Source organism: Rhodopirellula sp. UH5 (assembly GCF_056839225.1).
In genome coordinates, this window is record NZ_CM166390.1 from 6183316 (window position 1) to 6201391 (window position 18076).

Genomic DNA, 18076 nt, shown 5'->3' on the forward strand with positions numbered 1-18076 from the left:
GCAAATTGCCACGGGAAAGGTTCGGAGGGAGTGTGTCAGCCGTCTTGGACTGAGAAGGCCCTGCATTCTAGCGTCGATCGACTTGGACTTCTTCCCCTACTTTTTGCCCAGTGCACGCTTGGCAGAGAAGAACTCGGTTAATAAATGGCCGCACTGTTCGCCCATCACGCCATGGGTGATTTCGCAGCGGTGATTGAGGCGTGAATCGGTCAGCACTTCGTACAAACTGGTCACCGCCCCTGCCTTGGGATCGCTGGCCCCAAAGACCACCCGCGGCACGCGAGCCTGCAGAATCGCCCCCGCACACATCAGGCAGGGTTCCAGCGTCACGTACAGCGTCGTTTGTTCCAAACGCCAGTTTTCGATCGAAGCTGCCGCCTGGGTGATCGCGATCATCTCCGCATGAGCCGTGGGATCATGCAAGGCTTCCCGCTGATTGGCCGCTGCGGCGATCGCGGTTCCCGATCGCACGATGATCGCTCCAACCGGAACCTCATCTTCCATCGCGGCAGACTGAGCCATCTCGATCGCCCGCTGCATCCAGTGACGATCAATGTCCAAGGGGTCCAAACTCATGGGTTTCCCGCTGGTGTGATTGCGGAGGCTTCTTCGCTCGGCGATTCAGGCTTTTCAGCGGGGGACTGATCGTCCAAACGGCGAATCTCCAGGCCTCGGATTTCACTCTCGCATTGAAAATTTGCGATCCCCAACGGCAGGCATGGATCCATCTCGATTCGGATGTCAAACGTGTGCTCGGATCGGTTCACGTTGGACCATTCTGAATCATCGATCCAAGTGGTCACGGTTTCCTTGTCGACTCGAATCCGGATGTTGTACCACTGCTTGTTTTCGAAGTCTTTGTACCCGGTGGTTTCGTTGCTCGATGCGTCATTCCCATCGATGCTGCTGATTCCAACCACACCGCCGCCCCAGCCCCCCAGCACAAAACTGCAGTGTTCTTTACCGACAGGGAACGTCACGGCCGCGAAAAAGTCGAACCCGTCGGTTCGCCGAGCCTGCAGTCGCAGTTCGTAGTTCTCCAGTGGAAAATCACCGGTCCAGCGGATTCCGGTCAGCGGGTCGCCCATCCCCAAACGGAACAACTCACCGGTCGCAGGCTGCTTCGCGGAATCGTCCTGAGCAGTCTTCTTCCAATTTTCTCGTGTGATTCCGCCGTCCCCACCAAAGTGGGCTTCGTCCCATTTTCCGGCCAATGGACGCCATTTGAACTGTGATTTCGCGGTGTTTTTCGTTTCAGCATCGCTTTTGGCCGCCACAGGGGGAGTTTCCCCGGACTGGCAATATGCAGAAGATGGGGCAAGTGCGAGCACGAGCGTCGCCAAGAATGCCCGCGACGCCGGAAACGAAGCCAGATTGATCGAAGGAGTGGATTGCGGACGCACGATAGAGACCTTTAGCGAACGAATTGTCATAGACGCCCATTGTCCTCGCGAGAGCACCGCTGATGCAACCGGTCACCAAATTTCGACTGCTCGGCTTTCGATTGGCCGTGATCGCTTTGGTTGCCTACTGGGTCGCGATTTTTGTGGGCACGCATCTGCCCAAGATGCCCCAGTCACTCCCGTCGGTGAACGACAAAGTGATGCACTTCACGGCTTTCTTCGGGTTGGCGATGTTGCTTTGCTACTGCACCAACTCGTCCCGTGTCTGGCGTCGCTTTTCAATCATCGTGGCCATGTGCTTGGTGTATGCGTGCGTCGATGAGCTGAGCCAGGCTCTGGTTCGAGGCCGGCATTCGGACCCGATGGATTTCTTGGCCGACGCCGCAGGCACCCTGACCGCTGTGTTTCTGTACGCAGCCGTTCGCTGGGCCTGGCTGAGTCACCGCGAACGCTCGGATTCGGTTCACTCGCCGTCGGCGACCTAGGCGTAGATCGCAAACAGGATCGGCAATCCAATGCCGACCAACGAATGCAAGGCGATTGCAAACCAATACGGGCCTGGCGATTTCTCGCGTTCAACGACCATTTTGTCCGCTGCCCATCCGAGCATCGCGCATCCGGTGAACAGTTCCAACCCGATGAGCAGCAACGCGAACGCGGTGAAGACGAGCATCATCATTTCTTCTTCGCCCGTCGCTTGGCTTCGAGCAACCGTTCGGTGTAACTGGTCCCTGATGAGTCACCTTGGCTGCTTGCTGACGTCGATGCATCCTGGGAATCCGTTGGCCGCCCCAGTGGGGAATCCAACCCTTCGATGTCCGACCGTTTCGAGCCATCAGTGTCGATCGATTCCGGCTCGAACCGTGGGCTGGCTCGTCGTTGTTTGTGGACGTCCTCTTTGGTTTGACGCAGTTGATCCAATCTCGCGACCGTTGCCGTTTCAGGTTGGGCATCCCCCACCATTCGTTTCCACCAAGTCTTCAGGAATCCAAACCGAATCGCGACACGTCGCACCAACACGTCGGTGAAGAAAAACACACAAGCGGCCAACACAAACCATGGCCACGCATCACGAATTCGACGGGCCAACGGCAATCCACCACGGAACGTGTCCCGCGATAACAGGGCGTCATTCAAGGTTGCTTCCAGAGGCTCGGTGACGATCCCGGCTTCGCCTCCATCCGGTTTCATCGAGGCCAACTGAGCGATCAAGGTTTCGTTGGTTTCACGATACCGGAACTCTTCGCTGTAAGGCACCGTGACGCCAGCAGACAACGGCGCGTTGCCTTGGCCGGGAATCACGTTGACGAAGTAGGTTCCCGCTCGATCGATCGGAAACGACCCCTCGTAGCGTCCCGGTGCAGTCTGCTCCATGTCCAGCATCAATGGTTGAAGATCAGGGTCCAAAACCGAACCACCGACCTCCAAGAAGTTGAGGAAGGAATCGTCATCGTCGAGCGCGGTCACGATGACATCGACCATGTCATCTCGCACCTGTGTGGCCAACGAGAATTGACCGGTGTCGCCGGTCGGACGCATCAACCAACGCACCAATTGCGAATGCAGTTTTTCATAGCCGGGCCACCCCGTCCAAGCATTCGTCCAGCGTGCGCCCGCATCGGTTGTGAGCACCGCGGAGCGTCCCAGCCCGTAGGTCCATGTGGCCAACACCGTCGCGTTTTCTGGCGTGCTGGGTTTCGGGGACTGAGCGATGACCTGAACCAGCGGGCTGTCTTTGACCTGAGTCATGACAAAACCGGTGATCGGTGGAAGCGAGTCCAACCCATCGACGACCGGGTGCGGAAAGACAATCTGCGGGGTGACGCCGCCGGGTGGCTCGTAGATCAACGGCCGAGTCACCCGGCGAGCTTCACGCTGAAAAATACCGGGCAATGCACGCCCTGACTTGACCGCGTAGTACTTGCCACCGGTGGACCGAGCGATGTCTTGCAATCGTTTGCTGTCGGACAACCCGTGCGATTCCACCGCGACCGTGCTGATCGTGATGCTGTTGTCTTGGAAGGCTTGGATGACACTGTTGGTGGGTGCTCCCGGGTCCCCGTCGCTGATGATGATCAAATGCTTGACTGAAGCATCGGTTCGAACCAACCCCGCAACCGCCATCCGCATCGCCGGATCAAATTCCGGCATGTCGCCTGGTGACATCCGTCCCACCGCCGCCAGCATCGCGCGTCGATTGGGGCCGACCTCCAACATGCCTTTGGATCCGCCCCACAACCATTTGTCACCGTTCATGGTCCAGTGAACCACGCCGGCTTGATCCGCGCTGCCGAGCTGCTCAATCGCCGCGATCGAGATCTGCTTTTGCCAGTAATTGCCCTGCGCCATTTCGCTGGCGTGCATGATCAAGGCCAGAGCCCCGACACCTTGCACTTTGGTGTTCTTGATTTGGAAGTCGACCGGCATCGCTTTTTCAAGCTCCGTCCCTGTCCATCCACCGGCGCCCAAAGAATCTGGACCGCCGATCATCAGCAACCCGGCCCCGAGTTGCTGGGTGTTGCGGACCAGCATTTCGATTTGGTCATCACTGAACGAAGTGATCGTTTGAGTGGTGTCACCGGACACCCTGGCAACGCCAGCCAAAATCACCGCGTCGTAGGGTTGCAGCTCGGCCAGCGATCCGAAGAGCTGCGTGGTTGGCATGGGAGTCACTTCGATGTTGGAATCTCGCAACGTTGCAATCAGCAGTTCGAAATCACCAATGTCCTCTGGACCGTGAATCAACAGCACACGTCCTTTGCCACGGACGTAGGTGTAGCCGGTCGCACTGTTGTTCTGCGTCAGAGAATCGTCTTCGTCGTCATCGGCAATGAATTCCGCTTCATAGGTGTATGCCGCTGGTTGATCGATCTTGTGCTGCAGCGGGAACACGTTCTTTCCCGGTTGCAGCTCCACGGTCTGTTCGAGCAGCAACGCTTCTTCGCCTGCGACCTTCTGTTTGACGCGCAAGCGACCTGTGACAGGTTTCTCTGGATCGGATTGCTTGGCACCTTGGCGATCCACCACGATGCGTGCTTCGAATGGTTGCCCTTTGCGAATGTTCGTCGGCAGATCGATCTTTTCGACCAAGACTTCTCCGCCGGCCTCCTTCAACACTGGAACCACGTCGATCCCAATCCCCGCGTCCACAATCCGGCTGCCGATTCGGCGAGCTTCTCCCATGTTCTCGTTGCCATCGGTCACGATCACGATGCGGCGTGACGTGTCCTCGGGCATGGATGCCTGAGCGAGGTTGAGTGCCGTTTCCAGATTGGTCGCGTCGGTGCGTTCCAGCAAACTTTCCAGACGACGAATCGGCGGCACGTTGTCGTCGTAAGGCGGAATCTCGATCATCGCATCCCGACCGAAGACGATGATCCCCGCGCGGTCACCACGCGTTGCATTTCGGTGACGGCGAACCGATTCGATCACGTAATCCAGCATCGCCGTTCGTTTCGCCGACGGAATGCTTTCGCTTTGATCCAGCACGTACATGACCGTGATCCGGTCACTGGTCCAGACCAGTTGCACACCGGCAAGCGCCGCCACGATCGCGGTCCAGACAACGGTCCGGACGATCAAAGCAACGACCCGTCGCCAAGCCCCTAGCACTCGCAGGTGCGACCATCCCAGCCACCACAACAACGGCAGCGCAGCCAACCACCAAAGGTAGTCGGGCGATTCAAAACCGAGGCGAAAAGGAAATGTCACGAAAGAGCTCTGGATGGCTGAATAGCCCCTTGAGGCTGGGGAACCCCGCGAGGCTGGGGGGAACCCAGTGAGGCCGGAAAAGCGATCGTCAACCCAAGTCGATGCAGCGACCTGACCACTGGCGTGTCGCTCACACCCACCGCTCCATCATAACGCAGGATCCAACGGTGGGGTCCCGCGGTGTTCGCACCTGATTGCCAGCCGATCAGACCGAGGTGTCCGATGGAACGGGCTCGGCAGCAGAGGCTTCGGCCGCGTCTGGTTCCGTTTCGGTTCGGTCCCAGAATGTCACGGCGAAGACAACAAAGATGATCGCCGCCATGATGGCGGGCGACAACCAAAAGTCCTTCCACTGTCCCATCGTTTCCGCCAAGATCCCCGCATCGAGTCCCTCGGGCAATGCTCGTGAAAACATCTGCGTGAATGATTCCAGGAACGACAGGGACGTCGATTCACCGCGTGCATCCGCCAACGCTTCCACGTAGGTCGGCGAGGAAGTCACCTGCTGGCCGTAGTTTCCGAACGTCAAGTTGAGAGGAATGAAGCCAAACAAGTCTCCTCCCGCCATGATCCGGTAACCGAAGAACATCCCGACGCCTTGAGTCAAGAACACCAATAACCCCTGGGCTTGGCCGCGAATGCCAAGCGGGGCTTTCTGGTCGGTATACATGAACCCCGTCACAAAGAAAAAGTCATAGCAAATGCCGTGCAGCGCCACCGCGGCGAGCAACATCCACGTGACTTGATCTGGTGCGCCATACGCGAACAGAGCGTAACGCAACACCCAACAAGCCATCCCGACCAAGATCATCACTTTGACGCCTAAACGGCGGAAGAAGAACGGGATCAGCAACATGAAGATGATTTCGGACATCTGCCCGATTGTCATCGTCGCCGCCGGTTCCGCGAATCCGGTTTGGCTCAGGTACGTGGCTGTCATGCCGTAGTAGTAAGCCAAAGGAATGCAAATCAACGTCGAGCAAGCCGCGAAGATCAGGAAGTTCCAATCTTTCAGCAACGCAAATGCATCGACCATGAACAGCGACCGCATGTCCATCGGCTTGCCTTTGAGCGGTGGCGGGGTGTGCGGCAAAAAGAAACACAACACACCCAACGCGAGCGAGCTGACCGCACCGAGCCAAAAGATGTTGTACGACGAGGACCAACCCAAGATCCCGACCGTCAAGCCCGCAGCGATCCAGCCGATCGTGCCCCAAACGCGAATCTTCGGGAAATCGTTTTGACTGGGGATGTTCGAAAATGCGATCGTGTTGCCCAGTCCCAGTGTCGGCATGTAACACAGGAGGTACGCCAAGATCATCCAGACCAAAGTCTTGCCAGCGGTGTTCTCCTCCGCTTGCGAGGCGCTGAAGGCCTCCGCATCGTAGGTGCCCGCAGCACGCATGGCATCGGCGGTCTCATTGGCAAACGCTGAAGCACTTTCCGCCATTCCCGGGATCAATAGCATGATGCCGCCGCCAACCAGCATCAGCGATCCCATCACACGTTCGCTCGCAAAGAACCGGTCGGCGACCAATCCCAAGAACAAGGGAGCGAAGATTGCTGCGAGGGGAGCCGCTTCATAGGCACCGCCAATGAACGCTCCCAATAAATTCGAATCCATCGCAGCGGACAGGCTCGCGAACCAAGCTCCCCACGCGAAGAATTGGAGGAACATCATCAGCGACAACGATGGGACGATCCATCTGGCGGCGGACTGGGAGTTGGATTCTGCGTCTTGCATTTGAGTCAGCACTGGGAAACGAGGCAGGAGGTTTCAAGGTGAGCTTTCCGGCTGCGGCCGGCGCTCTCGCAAGTGGGGAGCCACGCGATGGCGGCCGCGGGTCGGCCCATCTTAAGACAATTCGCAGGAGCCGTGTCTCGACTCAGCCTCAGTTTGTCGATTGCCTGCCCAAGCCAAACCGACTGTTGCGAATGCTGAACGCAGAGCAGGCTGTCGATGGATTTGCCCCGGTCTTCCTCAGTGGATCAATCGTTGCCCAACACGCATGCGAGCGGATTGGCCGGAGCCCTTGCCGGCCAGTGGCGAACCGATCTGCCTCCGCGGTCAGGCAAACCCAAGGGGCTTTGCGATCGATGAACAAACCCTTTGAAGGTCACGCACCCGGCGGGCTCCAGGTCCTGCCGATCATCGAGGCTCGCCCCACAACAGGTGGTTTCCTGCCACCGCTGGCGTCGATCGCGTTAGACTACGGTCGCGGTGGTTGCCATTGTCATTCCCCTCACTCGAAGGAGACGCGTCGTGTTGTTTGTGCCGATCTCGACCGACGCGCCCATTTATCACTGGCCGATCGCCACCGTCAGCCTGATCGTTGCCAATGTGCTCGCCTTCAGTGTTTGCGTCTGGGGGCTGGTCACTGGAAACATTGACTACGAAACGTTGGAACGCTTCGCTCTTTCGTACGAAACGATCCATCCGGTCCAGTGGGTGACCAGCGTTTTTCTGCACGCTGGTCCGTTTCACTTGATGGGCAACATGTTCTTCCTGTGGGCGTTCGGTCTGATCGTGGAAGGCAAAGTTGGTGCGTGGAAGTTCTTGCTCATCTATTTGGGCATTGCTGTTGGCGAATGCGTTGTCGAACAGCTGATGATGTTGGTCCTCGTCGGCGAAGGGTATTCACTGGGGGCCTCCTCAGCCGTGTTCGGATTGATGATGATTGCTTTGATTTGGGCACCTGAAAACGACGTCGAATGTGTGTTGGTCTTTGGGTTGTTCTTGCTCATCCGAGCCTTCGCGTTTGAAATCAAAGTCGTCACGCTCGCGATGCTGTTCTTGTTTCTGCAAGTCGTTGAAATGTTCGTCGCGGGGTTCTCCGTCTCGTCTGGGGTGCTGCATATGCTCGGTGCACTCGTTGGCGCACCCATCGGGCTCTGGATGCTGCACACGGGTCGTGTTGACTGCGAGAACTGGGACGTCATTTCCCGCAACGAGTGGTTGCAGGAATACGAGTGGCTCTGCCCACCGTCGCGTCGCGAAGCCATTCAGCGGGAAGCGGCCATTGCGTACGATCCTGTGGCGGCGGCCTTGGCGAGCAAGCATTCGCAAGTCGATGCGAAATCCACCTACGCTCAACGGCAATCGGCGTCGGCCACGCCAGTGAAAACCAAGCGTGGGTTCCTTGGCAAGAAAAAGCGTGGCCCCAACGATGCTGCCGCAGCCGCTCAAGCCGCGATGACCGCGTCGCAATCGCACTCCGAGTTCAATCGCCTGTCGATGCTGCTACGACAAGCCCTCGCGAGCGGCAGTTTGAGCGTCGCCAACTCCCACTTTGCCAAGCTGGACCAACTCGCCATCGCCACGGGGTTGTCCGACAAGACCCTGTTTGACTTGGCCAAACTCTATGCCGCAGGGAAACAGTTCGTTCCCGCAGCGGGCCCACTGCAAATCATCGCTGACCGCGACGGTTCGCTGTCCAACGAAGCACGCTTGCGACTGGCCCAGATCCAGTTCAAAGTCATGCGCCGCGCCGATCTCGCGACGGCCTCCTTGAATCAAATTCATGTGGACGAGAAGAAGCCCACCGAGTCCCAACAACAAACGCTTGCCCGCCGAGACCAGCTGCTCACCCTGTGCCGAGCAGTCGCCACGCCTCCGTGACCGCCAACGACGATCCAATCCAAATCTCCATCTCCATATGGTGCCAGCCACCTTGATTTGACTTTGCTGCGGCGATGCATACGATGCTTTTGTCTTGCCAATCCCTTTGGAGAGCAGAGCGATGCCGCGGCCTCAGCGATGTGAACAGTTTGATCCAAACGAAGTGGGAATCGTGCACGTGGTCCAGCGATGTGTGCGACGCGCCTTCCTCGCAGGGGTCGACCAAGCGACTGGCAAGGACTACTCGTTCCGCAAAGAATGGATCCGCAGGCGGATGGAAGCCCTGGCTTCAGTGTTCGCGGTCGACGTTCTTTCGTACGCGGTGCTGAGCAATCACATGCATCAGATTCTTCGCAATCGCCCCGATGTCTGTGCTCAGTGGAGCGACGAGGAAGTCGCAATTCGCTGGCTGCGGGTCTTCCCCGGCAGACGCCTCGAAGAACACCTGGCCGAGCCGACTGAAAACGATGTTCAGATGCTGGTTCGCAACAAGGAACGTCTGGCCGACGTCCGCCACCGCTTGTCAGACATCTCCTGGTTCATGCGAGCCCTGGCTGAACCGATTGCTCGAATGGCGAACAAACAAGACGAATGCACCGGTAGGTTTTGGGAGGGACGCTTCAAAGCACAAAAAATCGTCGACGAGGCAGGGTTGCTCGCGTGCAGCATGTACGTCGATCTGAACCCGGTCCGGGCAGCGATGACGGCAAGTCCCGAGACCAGCCCGCACACCAGTGCCTACGACCGAATCGAAGCTCGCAAGGGCGAACGAATTGCTTCGGCGGCCTTTGATCTGAAACCGATCCCGACAGAAGAAGCCGGACGAGAAATTCGAGAGACGCCGGTCGAGGTTCTTCAGCAAAAACGAAAAGCCAAACGACGCAATCCAACCGGGAAACGCATCCGACGCGACGAATGGTTGAGTCCACTGACGCTGAACGAAACCAAACTGTCCAACGAACCGCAAGTCCACACGAAGGGTCTCCGCAGCAGCGATCGCGGATTCTTGAACATCCGCTGGAGCGACTACAAACGATTGCTGGACTGGACTGCGGCGCAGTCCGTCGCCGTTCGAGTCGCTGAGCTGCCAGCGCGTCTCGCTCAAACGCTGTCCGAGGTTGGAATCGACGCTTCGATGTGGCGAGACTTGGTGTGGGACTGGCAGAAGTACTTTGGCAGAACCAGCTGCATCGGTCGTCCTGAATCGATGAAAGCGGATGCCGAACGAACCGGCCGCCACCACCACCGAGGCCAGGTCCAAGCCGCAGCCTGCTTCGGTTGAGCAGGCCCGAAGCGATCGCCGGCCTTCACCGTGGTGAATGAGACGACGGAACAGTTGGGGACAACGGTTCTACTCTGATGCGCACACTCGACCGCAATCGCGAAGTCGACGCCTCTGAGCAGACGATCAGCTCGCACAATGGCAACAAGACAGCGGGAGTTGTCCCCAATCTGCCGCCGTAAATGCCAAACATTCGGCGCGGTCAAACAATTAAGGTGGCTGGCACCATATTCAAAGGTGGCTGGCACCATATTCAAGGGGGCAAACAGATTGCCTTGCATGGAGTATCATTCGTCGCCCATGAATACACCGATCTCACCCCCGTCGACATCAACCGACCGTTCCGTATCCCCTGGCAAAGGAGGGTGGCGGGTACTTGGTTCACTGCCAATGTTCGTGTGCCTGCGGGTGGTGGTCGTGGTCCAGTGCGTTGGGGTGGGCGGACGCTATCTGTTTTCATCACTTGAAACGGAAAGCGACGTCTATGGCTGGCTGTATTTCGATTGCCATTGGCCCGAAGCACTCGCTCAGTCGATTGACAACGTTGGCGCTCTGATGACGCTGGTCGCCGGTGGTGTCTTTGGCTTGGCCGGCTGGCTGATGTGGGAAATGCCGAGTGACTCGCGGTGGTTCAACGTTGTTCGCAGGCTCGATCAGGCCGCTGCCGGATGCGTTGCTCTTTGGATGCTGTTGATCGCCGCGGCGCACATGATGCGTGCGGCGGTGTTCGCGGAATTGTCCTTTCCCGAACATGCGGTCCGCTACGTCGCGCCCATGGCACTGGCCATCTGTGGCGGAGTCGGTGCCGCATCGTGTTCCTCCTCCAAACGGACTCGATTCGCGGTGTTGATGTTGACCGTCGCGGCCGCATTCACCTTCGCTGCGCATGGCTACAAAGCGTACGCATGCTACGCCCCGTTCACCGATCTGATTCTGCTATCAGATATGCAATGGACCGACATCGGTTTCACTCAGACGACGGTCGAAAATATGTTGGTCGTGATTGGCGTGGTCGACATCCTTGTTGCGGTGGCTTTGCTGGTCTTGCGTTCACGTGTCGCGGCGTTCTACATGGTCGTTTGGGGCTTGGTGACGGCGGCGAGTCGCATGACCGCTCTCGGCATCGAGGCTTGGCCGGAAACGTTGATTCGGATCGCCAACGGTGGCGTGCCGCTCGCAATCTTCATCCACTGGACGTTGAACCGGAGGTAAGCAGGAGTCTTTCGGCATTTGAACTGTTTTGGCAAGCGTTGTTGCTCCCACGTGCAGTCGGGGCTGACGCCCAAGCGGCTCACTGGGTTATTCCCGTTCATTCCTGCCGACCTGCTTCGCGTTTGCTTCTAAACCCACGGGGCCTTTCGTCGCGAGTGGCGGCAGATGCAAATTCGTCCACTGGGTGGGGTGAGATTGGTGTTCGATGGACGTCGCAACCGAAACCTTTTCATGCCTCAGCGGTTGAATCAGCATGAACATTCGAAAACTACTTGCGCTGCTGCTCTCGCCACTGTTCCTGGTCTCGTCTGCCTTGGGCGAGGAAGTTGAAAAACCAATCGGCACCTATGCCAGCGTGATCACTCGTGGCGCTGTTCAAAACAAAAACATGAAGGGCGGGCTCGTCCGGGTCACCTGGAGTGAGATTGAACCCAGACCCGGGCAGTTCAATTTCACTCGCATTGAGGAACAGATTCGTCTGCTCCAACCCAACATGAACTGGACGCTCGCCATCCACGGTGGTTGGACTTCGACTGAATCTCGCGAACGCACCCCATCGCGAGCGAACATCGCTCGAGGACGGAGACGACCTCTTTCGCTGTCGCCGACCTGGTTGGTCTCCGACCTCCATGTTGAGACCTTCTCGATGAGCTTCCGCGGAAATCCGGTCGAGATGCCCAAGTACTGGGACCCGATTGTTCAAGAACGCTTGAAAAAGATGTTGCAGGCTGTTGGCAACCAATACCGCACCGAGCGTTTGAAACTGATCTACGTCCCGCAGATGACCAGCAATGGGACTGAAGGTCATTTCAACGGTGTCCCTTCGGAAACATTGCTGCGTGCCGCCGGGATCAATCCACGTGATCGGGACGCGGAGAAAAAATTTGGCGATCTCTGGCTCCAAGCAGCCACCGAGGCGACGCAAAGTGTGCTCAGTGCCTTCCCCGGAAAAGCCGTCGCGTTCGAGGTGCATGAACTCTTTCGCAGCACCGAGATTCCGGAGCGTCTGATCAGCGAGTTCCAGGAGCCTGAGTATAAAGATCGCGTCGGCATCGGCATGTGGTGGATCTCGGGTAAAACGACCTACCAAGGCAACTTGATCTCTCTCCTGAAAAACTACCAAGGTGATCTTTATGGTCAGGTGATCGGTCGCTCCGACCAACCCAACCGATTTGAGAACAACGATTACACGACCGTGTTCCAACAGGCAGAAGAGCTCGGGATGCGGTACATCGAACCGTGGAACTACGAGTTCGAAAATCGTACCTTCGACAAGGCCTTGCAGGAATTCAATGCGTCCGCCCACTCGAAGTACGCCACTCCCTAAGGACACGTGATTGGGTGAGTCAGCCGAAGAGAGTTCGCTCACGACTCGCGAGAACGAGACGCTGAGACGTTCGGACCATCAAGGTTTTGCCGAATAGGGTTGGCTCAGGTACGAAGGAATCGTTGGGGAACAAGTTCGTCCTCACGAAATGGGGCAAGTCGCCCGGTGGGTCGCCGGAGGGCTCATGGCCTTTTGCACTCACCTGAATTCTAGAAATTGTCGCCCACGGTTCCTTCGATGGGTCATTTGGAGGTTGGTGGTTCCAGCGAGTAGAATGTAGACTCCTGAGCCCCTACCGCGTTTGCTGCAGCATTCGGCAGCAAACGCACCCCCACCCACCGATTGGCCTGACCCGCAGATGAAATCTAGGAAATGCACGCGCACGCTGATACTTGGCCTTGTTTGCAGTCTGATGCTGGGAAGTGGGGCAGTCCGCGCGGATGCTCCCCTGACCGGAACCCAACCAGCTCAGTGGCGTGTCATTTGGACCGCTGACCCGGCGACCCAAGCCACCGTTTCTTGGAGCACGAAAGAAGCGGGGAGCTCGCACTCCGTTCGGTTTCGCGTCCGAGGCAGCGAGGACAGTCCGGCCGAGCAATTGGCCGAATCGGGACGCTACACCGGCGGCGAATTCGAGTCGTATTACCATCACGTTCGTTTGACGGACTTGCTGCCTGCGACGGCGTACGAGGTGCAAATGGTCAGCGACGGGAATGAGTCGCCTGGGTTCTATTTTGTGACGGCCCCGGCAACGGACCGTGCATTCAGCATCTTGCATGGGGGGGATTCCCGATCCGATCAAGACGCCCGCCGGCGGATGAACAAAATGATCGCCGGGTTGGTCGTGGATTCCTATGACAACGATGACTTGGCCGATGACATTTTGGCGTTCGCCCACGGCGGAGATTACATCGTCACGGGAACCAAGATGGAACTTTGGTCGATGTGGTTGTCCGACCATGAATTGACGACCGCGCCTGACGGTCGCTTGCTGCCGATCATCCCGGCTCGTGGCAACCACGACAAAGGGAAACCGTTCAACGAAGTGTTTGGTTTTCCCGAGGGCGATCTGAATTACTTTGGGTTCGACATCGGTCCTCAGGTTCGCTTCACGACACTGAATTCCGAGACCAGCACGGCGGGCGATCAGGCACATTGGTTGAAGGCGGAGCTGAAGGAATCGCGTCCCACTCATCGCTGGTTGGTCACTCAGTACCATCGCCCGGTTTTTCCCGCGGTCAAAACACCCGGTTCCGGTTTGAAGAGTTGGGTGCCGTTGTTTGAAAAGTACGACGTGGATTTGGTCTGCGAAGCGGATGGGCACAACATCAAACGCACGGTTCCAATCCGTGATGGAAAGCACGATGAAACCGGCGTCGTTTACATCGGTGAAGGAGGCTTGGGCGTGCCACAACGGACTCCCAAGACCGACCGTTGGTTCTTGGAGTCACCAGGGATGGCCGATCAAGGCAACCATGTGTTTGTCTTGAAATTCACTCGGGACGCGTTGCAGGGCACCTGCTTGCTAGAAGATGGAACGGTCCGCGACCAGTTCACACGCCCGGTCCGCGAGTAGGCGACTTGGTTTTTCAGCAACGGACTCCTCCCTGAGTTCGGTAGGTCAGTTCTCACCAGCAGATGATGACTGACCGATGAGTATCCCCTTTTTGATTCGAGTAGAATACGAACATGACAAAACCAAAGAATCTCGGCCGGCGTCGCTTCGTCATTCGTTCCCTTGCTGGGTCACTCGCGTTGCCAGGATTGCCGTCGTTGATGGCCGATACCGTCGATCGCAACTCACCGGTTCAGGCAACGCGTGGTGCGGGCACCGGGACACGTCGGTTCGTTGCCGTTGGGAACTTACTCGGCTTTCAGCAAAAGCATTTTTTTCCGGAAACACCTGGACGTGATTTCGAAGAGACAACGCTGTTGAAGCCGTTGGCAGAAAACCGCGACCACATCAATGTGTATCGAGGCTTGGATCATGGGATTCGCGGCGGGCACTTCGCAGTGCACACGTTTTTATCGGGCGTGCTGCACCACGAATCCAAGCATCGCCGCGATGGCAATGTGACGATTGATCAATTTCTCGCCGATGAAGTTGGCAAGCAAACTCGGTTTGCGTCGTTGACGGTGGGATCGGAAGGCGGCATTCATGGCGGGTGTCAAATGTCATGGACCAAATCTGGCGTTCGCGTGCCACCGATCACTGGGCCAGCCGAGTTGTTTGACCGTCTGTTCATGACGGAGTCGAAGCAACGACGCTCGCAGATGGTCAATGAGAACGCTTTGCAAGCATCGATTCTCGACTCGATCACCGAAGAAGCTGGGGCGCTTTCGAAGCGAGTCAATCAAGAGGACCGATCGAAGCTCGATGAGTACTTCAGCTCGATTCGCGAAGTGGAAAAACAGCTGGAAGTCCGCCGACGTTGGGCTGATCAGCCGAAACCGGAAGCTCCATTTGAGAAACCAGCGGACACCAACACGGTGGACGATCTTCCCATGTTGTATGAGCTGATCTCGCTGGCCTTGCAAACCGACTCGACACGGATCGCGACCCTGGAAATCGGTGGTAGTTTCTTGCCGCAGAATCTGGGAATTGACAAGTCTTATCACAGCCTTTCGCATCATGGCAACGACGAGGAAACGGTCGCACATCTGATCACGCTGGAAACCTACCAACTGGAACAGTTCGGGAAGTTTCTGACTCGTCTGGCAGGAATCCAGGACGGTGAGCAGACGTTGCTCGACTCAACCGCCGTGCTCTTCGGCAGCGGCATGGGCAACGGCAGTTCTCACACAAACTCGGATTTGCCGATTGTTTTGGCGGGCGGTGGTTATGGTCGTGGTGAATTCAAGAAGGTTGGATCGGGCAACCGAAACAAAATTCCTTTGTGCAATTTGTATGTTGACATTGCTCAGAAGATGGGGGTCCAAACGGATTCGTTCGGCACCAGCACCGGGACCTTCTCTTAAACGTGATCATGATGCATTCGAGTCTTTCGATCCGGTCCATCGCGTTTCTCGCAACTTGGGTCGTGCTTTCCCTTTTGAACACGCCGGTCGCTTTCGCTGCTGAAACCGAGGCGGAGACGGACGCTGACAACCCCGCGATCGTCGCGAATTTCCTGGGGAAGTACTGCCTGGAGTGTCATGACAAAGCTTCGGCTGAGGGAGAACGCGAATTCGAGTCGTTCAGCCTTCCGATCTCGTCGGAGCAACAACTGATCACGACGGATGAGATCATCAATCAGGTGACGTTGAGATTGATGCCACCGGAGGAATCGGATCAGCCGACCGACGAAGAACGCTTGGACTTGCTTGAGGTGTTGCGAGACGGCATCACGGATGCCCGCGATCAATTCAAGGGGCATGCGGGACGAACCGTGATGCGTCGGCTTTCCAACCGTGAATACGAAGTCACTTTGGCGGCGTTGTTTGGTCGTCGCGTCGACACGTTGGGGCTGACCGCCGACTTCCCGAAAGAAAATACCAGCCACCATCTCGACACCATCGGCGAATCCCTGGTGACGTCGGGTTTTTTGCTGGACCAGTATTTCCAGGCGGCCTCGCGATTGGTGCAAACGCGTCTCGGCAAGCCGACGATGGAGCCAAAATCTTGGCACTTCACCGACAATTTCCAGCAGTACGAAGAGCTGACGGGCGCCCACCGAGCTGTCTTCAAGTTTCAATACTTGTGCCTGTACGAGCAACCCAACACGGACACCAGACAAGGTGGCTATGGGCACATCGAAGACTTCCTCGAAGGTGTCCCCGTGTCAGGGTTTTACGACATCGAAGTGAATGCCCAGGCGATGCACCGCGACACGCACTACGATCCGAAAATTTACCGCATCGATCTTTCGGAACCCTTTCAAATCGCGGTGGTTCCTGGTGATGCCACCAAGGGGCACATTCATTACCCCCAAGCGATTGAGCCGATTTTAGCCAGTGCCGTCGTTCCGGATGAACAACCCGAGTGGTTGCCGTTTCGTGTCTGGCTGGAGGCCGGGCAGACACCTCGATTCATTTTCCCCAATGGACCCTATGAGTCACGGGCCTCTGTGATCGAAACCAACCGGCGTTACAAGGACGAATTTAAAAATCCAAAGGAAGGTGTCAGCCGCACCACACTGCTTCGCGAAGGCAAGTTGCCGCACATTCGTATTGGCGAGATCAAAGTCCGAGGACCGGTGGAAGAACTCCACGGCAGCGAAGAAGAACGGGCCGTTTTTGGGAGCGAGGGATTTCAAGAAGATCACGCACTGGAACAATTGTTTGCGTTCGGCCAACGAGCCTACCGTCGCACGCTCGAGCAGGCGGACCGTGATCGGATTGTGGCGATCTACGAGAAACGGTTGTCTGAAAATGCGACTCCGCGACAAGCCGCACTCGATACGTTGAAGATGATTCTGTGCTCGCCATCGTTTCTTTATCTCAGTGAGATCACACCGGAAGAGGAACCGCTGCTGCGTCCCTTCGATCTGGCATCGCGTCTTTCCTATGCAATGTGGGCCGCACCACCGGACGAAGAACTGTTTGAAGAGGCCCAATCGGGCCGGCTGACCGAACCCGCTGTGTTGAAGAAGCAAGTTCAACGAATGCTTCGATCGGAACGCTCCAACGAGTTCGTGAATGGTTTTCTCGACAGTTGGTTGAACTTGCGAGACATAGGGAATCTGCCGCCGCCACGAAAGTCTGTCCCAGACTACTACGCGGAGAATCTGCCGGAGTCGATGAAGCAAGAGACGCGTCTGTTCTTTCGGAACCTCCTGGATGAGAACGGGCCGGTGACGGATTTGTTGGACGCGGACTATTCCTTCGTGGACAAGAAGCTGGCCAAGCTCTACGGGTTGCCAGAGAAAGAGACGTTGCGGTTGGCCGATGGATTTCAACGTGTCAGCCTAGCGGAGAACCGCCAACGCGGCGGTGTGCTGGGGATGGCTGGAGTGTTGACCGTCAGTGCAAATGGCGTCGACACATCACCCGTGACTCGTGGCGTCTGGGTGCTCGAGAATATCCTCGGTACCGTGCCGCCACCGCCACCTGATGAGGTGCCCGCGATTGATGCCAACACGAGCGGAGCGATGACGATCCGAGATCGGCTGGAAAAACACCGTGAGGACAAAGCTTGTGCGGTGTGTCACCGCAACATTGATCCACTGGGATATGCCCTGGAAACCTTTGACCCAATTGGTCGCTGGCGGAGCAAGTATCCCAAGGCGAAGGGGAAGGGCATCGCGGCAAAGGTCGATGCGACAGGGAAGTTTCCTTCTGGTGAAGAATTCACCAATTTTTCAGACTTCAAGCAGAAGCTGCTGGAAAGCCGCCAGGATCAATTCACTCGCAGTTTGATCGAGAAGCTGCTTGCGTATTCGACGGGGCGTCACATGGAACGCGCGGATCAATACGAGATCGATGAAATTTGGGAACGTGTCCAAGCGGACGGTGGTGGGCTGCAAACGATGGTGACCGAGGTTCTGACCAGCGATCTGTTTCGCTCCCGCTAAGGAGCCCTT

At 57.2% G+C, this 18076-nt stretch carries 13 protein-coding genes; 8 read left to right on the forward strand and 5 right to left on the reverse strand.

What is annotated here, in order from left to right; translation table 11 throughout:
• Positions 1-96: 96 nt before the first annotated feature.
• Together tadA and UH5x_RS22065 are read right to left on the reverse strand one after the other, a co-directional pair.
• Positions 97-576 (reverse strand): tRNA adenosine(34) deaminase TadA, encoded by a 480-nt coding sequence (gene tadA / locus UH5x_RS22060; RefSeq protein ID WP_482633698.1) that lies wholly within the window; start codon positions 574-576, stop codon positions 97-99.
• The gene (locus UH5x_RS22065) at positions 573-1277 is read right to left on the reverse strand and encodes a LamG domain-containing protein (RefSeq protein WP_482633699.1); all 705 of its coding nucleotides are present in this window, start codon (positions 1275-1277) and stop codon (positions 573-575) included. Before UH5x_RS22065 ends, tadA begins: the two co-directional genes overlap by 4 nt.
• Positions 1278-1465: 188 nt before the next feature.
• On the opposite strand from UH5x_RS22065, the gene UH5x_RS22070 reads away from it, so the two are divergent.
• On the forward strand, positions 1466-1888 hold the full coding sequence (locus UH5x_RS22070; RefSeq protein WP_047813797.1) for a VanZ family protein: 423 nt from the start codon (positions 1466-1468) through the stop codon (positions 1886-1888).
• Here UH5x_RS22070 and UH5x_RS22075 read toward each other — a convergent pair.
• From UH5x_RS22075 to UH5x_RS22085, 3 genes are all read right to left on the reverse strand, one after another.
• The gene (locus tag UH5x_RS22075; RefSeq protein WP_047813798.1) at positions 1885-2082 is read right to left on the reverse strand and encodes a hypothetical protein; all 198 of its coding nucleotides are present in this window, start codon (positions 2080-2082) and stop codon (positions 1885-1887) included. The two genes, UH5x_RS22070 and UH5x_RS22075, sit on opposite strands and share 4 nt — an antisense overlap.
• A complete protein-coding gene (locus UH5x_RS22080; RefSeq protein ID WP_482633700.1) occupies positions 2079-5114 on the reverse strand; it encodes a VWA domain-containing protein in 3036 nt (1011 codons plus the stop codon). The genes UH5x_RS22075 and UH5x_RS22080 overlap by 4 nt, the downstream gene beginning before the upstream one ends.
• A 205-nt stretch (positions 5115-5319) precedes the next feature.
• A complete protein-coding gene (locus UH5x_RS22085; protein WP_047813800.1) occupies positions 5320-6858 on the reverse strand; it encodes a nucleoside permease in 1539 nt (512 codons plus the stop codon).
• 519 nt (positions 6859-7377) lie between these two features.
• Between UH5x_RS22085 and UH5x_RS22090 the strand changes: the two genes are divergently transcribed.
• From UH5x_RS22090 to UH5x_RS22120, 7 genes are all read left to right on the forward strand, one after another.
• Positions 7378-8733: a rhomboid family intramembrane serine protease gene (locus tag UH5x_RS22090; protein WP_047813801.1), complete on the forward strand. Its 1356-nt coding sequence runs from the start codon at positions 7378-7380 to the stop codon at positions 8731-8733.
• A gap of 121 nt (positions 8734-8854) precedes the next feature.
• The gene (locus UH5x_RS22095) at positions 8855-10015 is read left to right on the forward strand and encodes a transposase (protein ID WP_482633701.1); all 1161 of its coding nucleotides are present in this window, start codon (positions 8855-8857) and stop codon (positions 10013-10015) included.
• Between the two features lie 390 nt (positions 10016-10405).
• A complete protein-coding gene (locus UH5x_RS22100) occupies positions 10406-11227 on the forward strand; it encodes a hypothetical protein (protein ID WP_482633702.1) in 822 nt (273 codons plus the stop codon).
• A 253-nt stretch (positions 11228-11480) separates the two neighbouring features.
• The gene (locus UH5x_RS22105; protein WP_482633703.1) at positions 11481-12554 is read left to right on the forward strand and encodes a hypothetical protein; all 1074 of its coding nucleotides are present in this window, start codon (positions 11481-11483) and stop codon (positions 12552-12554) included.
• A gap of 412 nt (positions 12555-12966) precedes the next feature.
• Positions 12967-14130: a purple acid phosphatase family protein gene (locus UH5x_RS22110; RefSeq protein ID WP_482636053.1), complete on the forward strand. Its 1164-nt coding sequence runs from the start codon at positions 12967-12969 to the stop codon at positions 14128-14130.
• A gap of 113 nt (positions 14131-14243) precedes the next feature.
• Complete coding sequence (locus tag UH5x_RS22115; protein ID WP_047815044.1) at positions 14244-15533, forward strand: DUF1552 domain-containing protein; 1290 nt, start codon at positions 14244-14246, stop codon at positions 15531-15533.
• Between the two features lie 8 nt (positions 15534-15541).
• A complete protein-coding gene (locus tag UH5x_RS22120; protein WP_482633704.1) occupies positions 15542-18067 on the forward strand; it encodes a DUF1592 domain-containing protein in 2526 nt (841 codons plus the stop codon).
• The last annotated feature ends 9 nt before the right edge of the window (positions 18068-18076 follow it).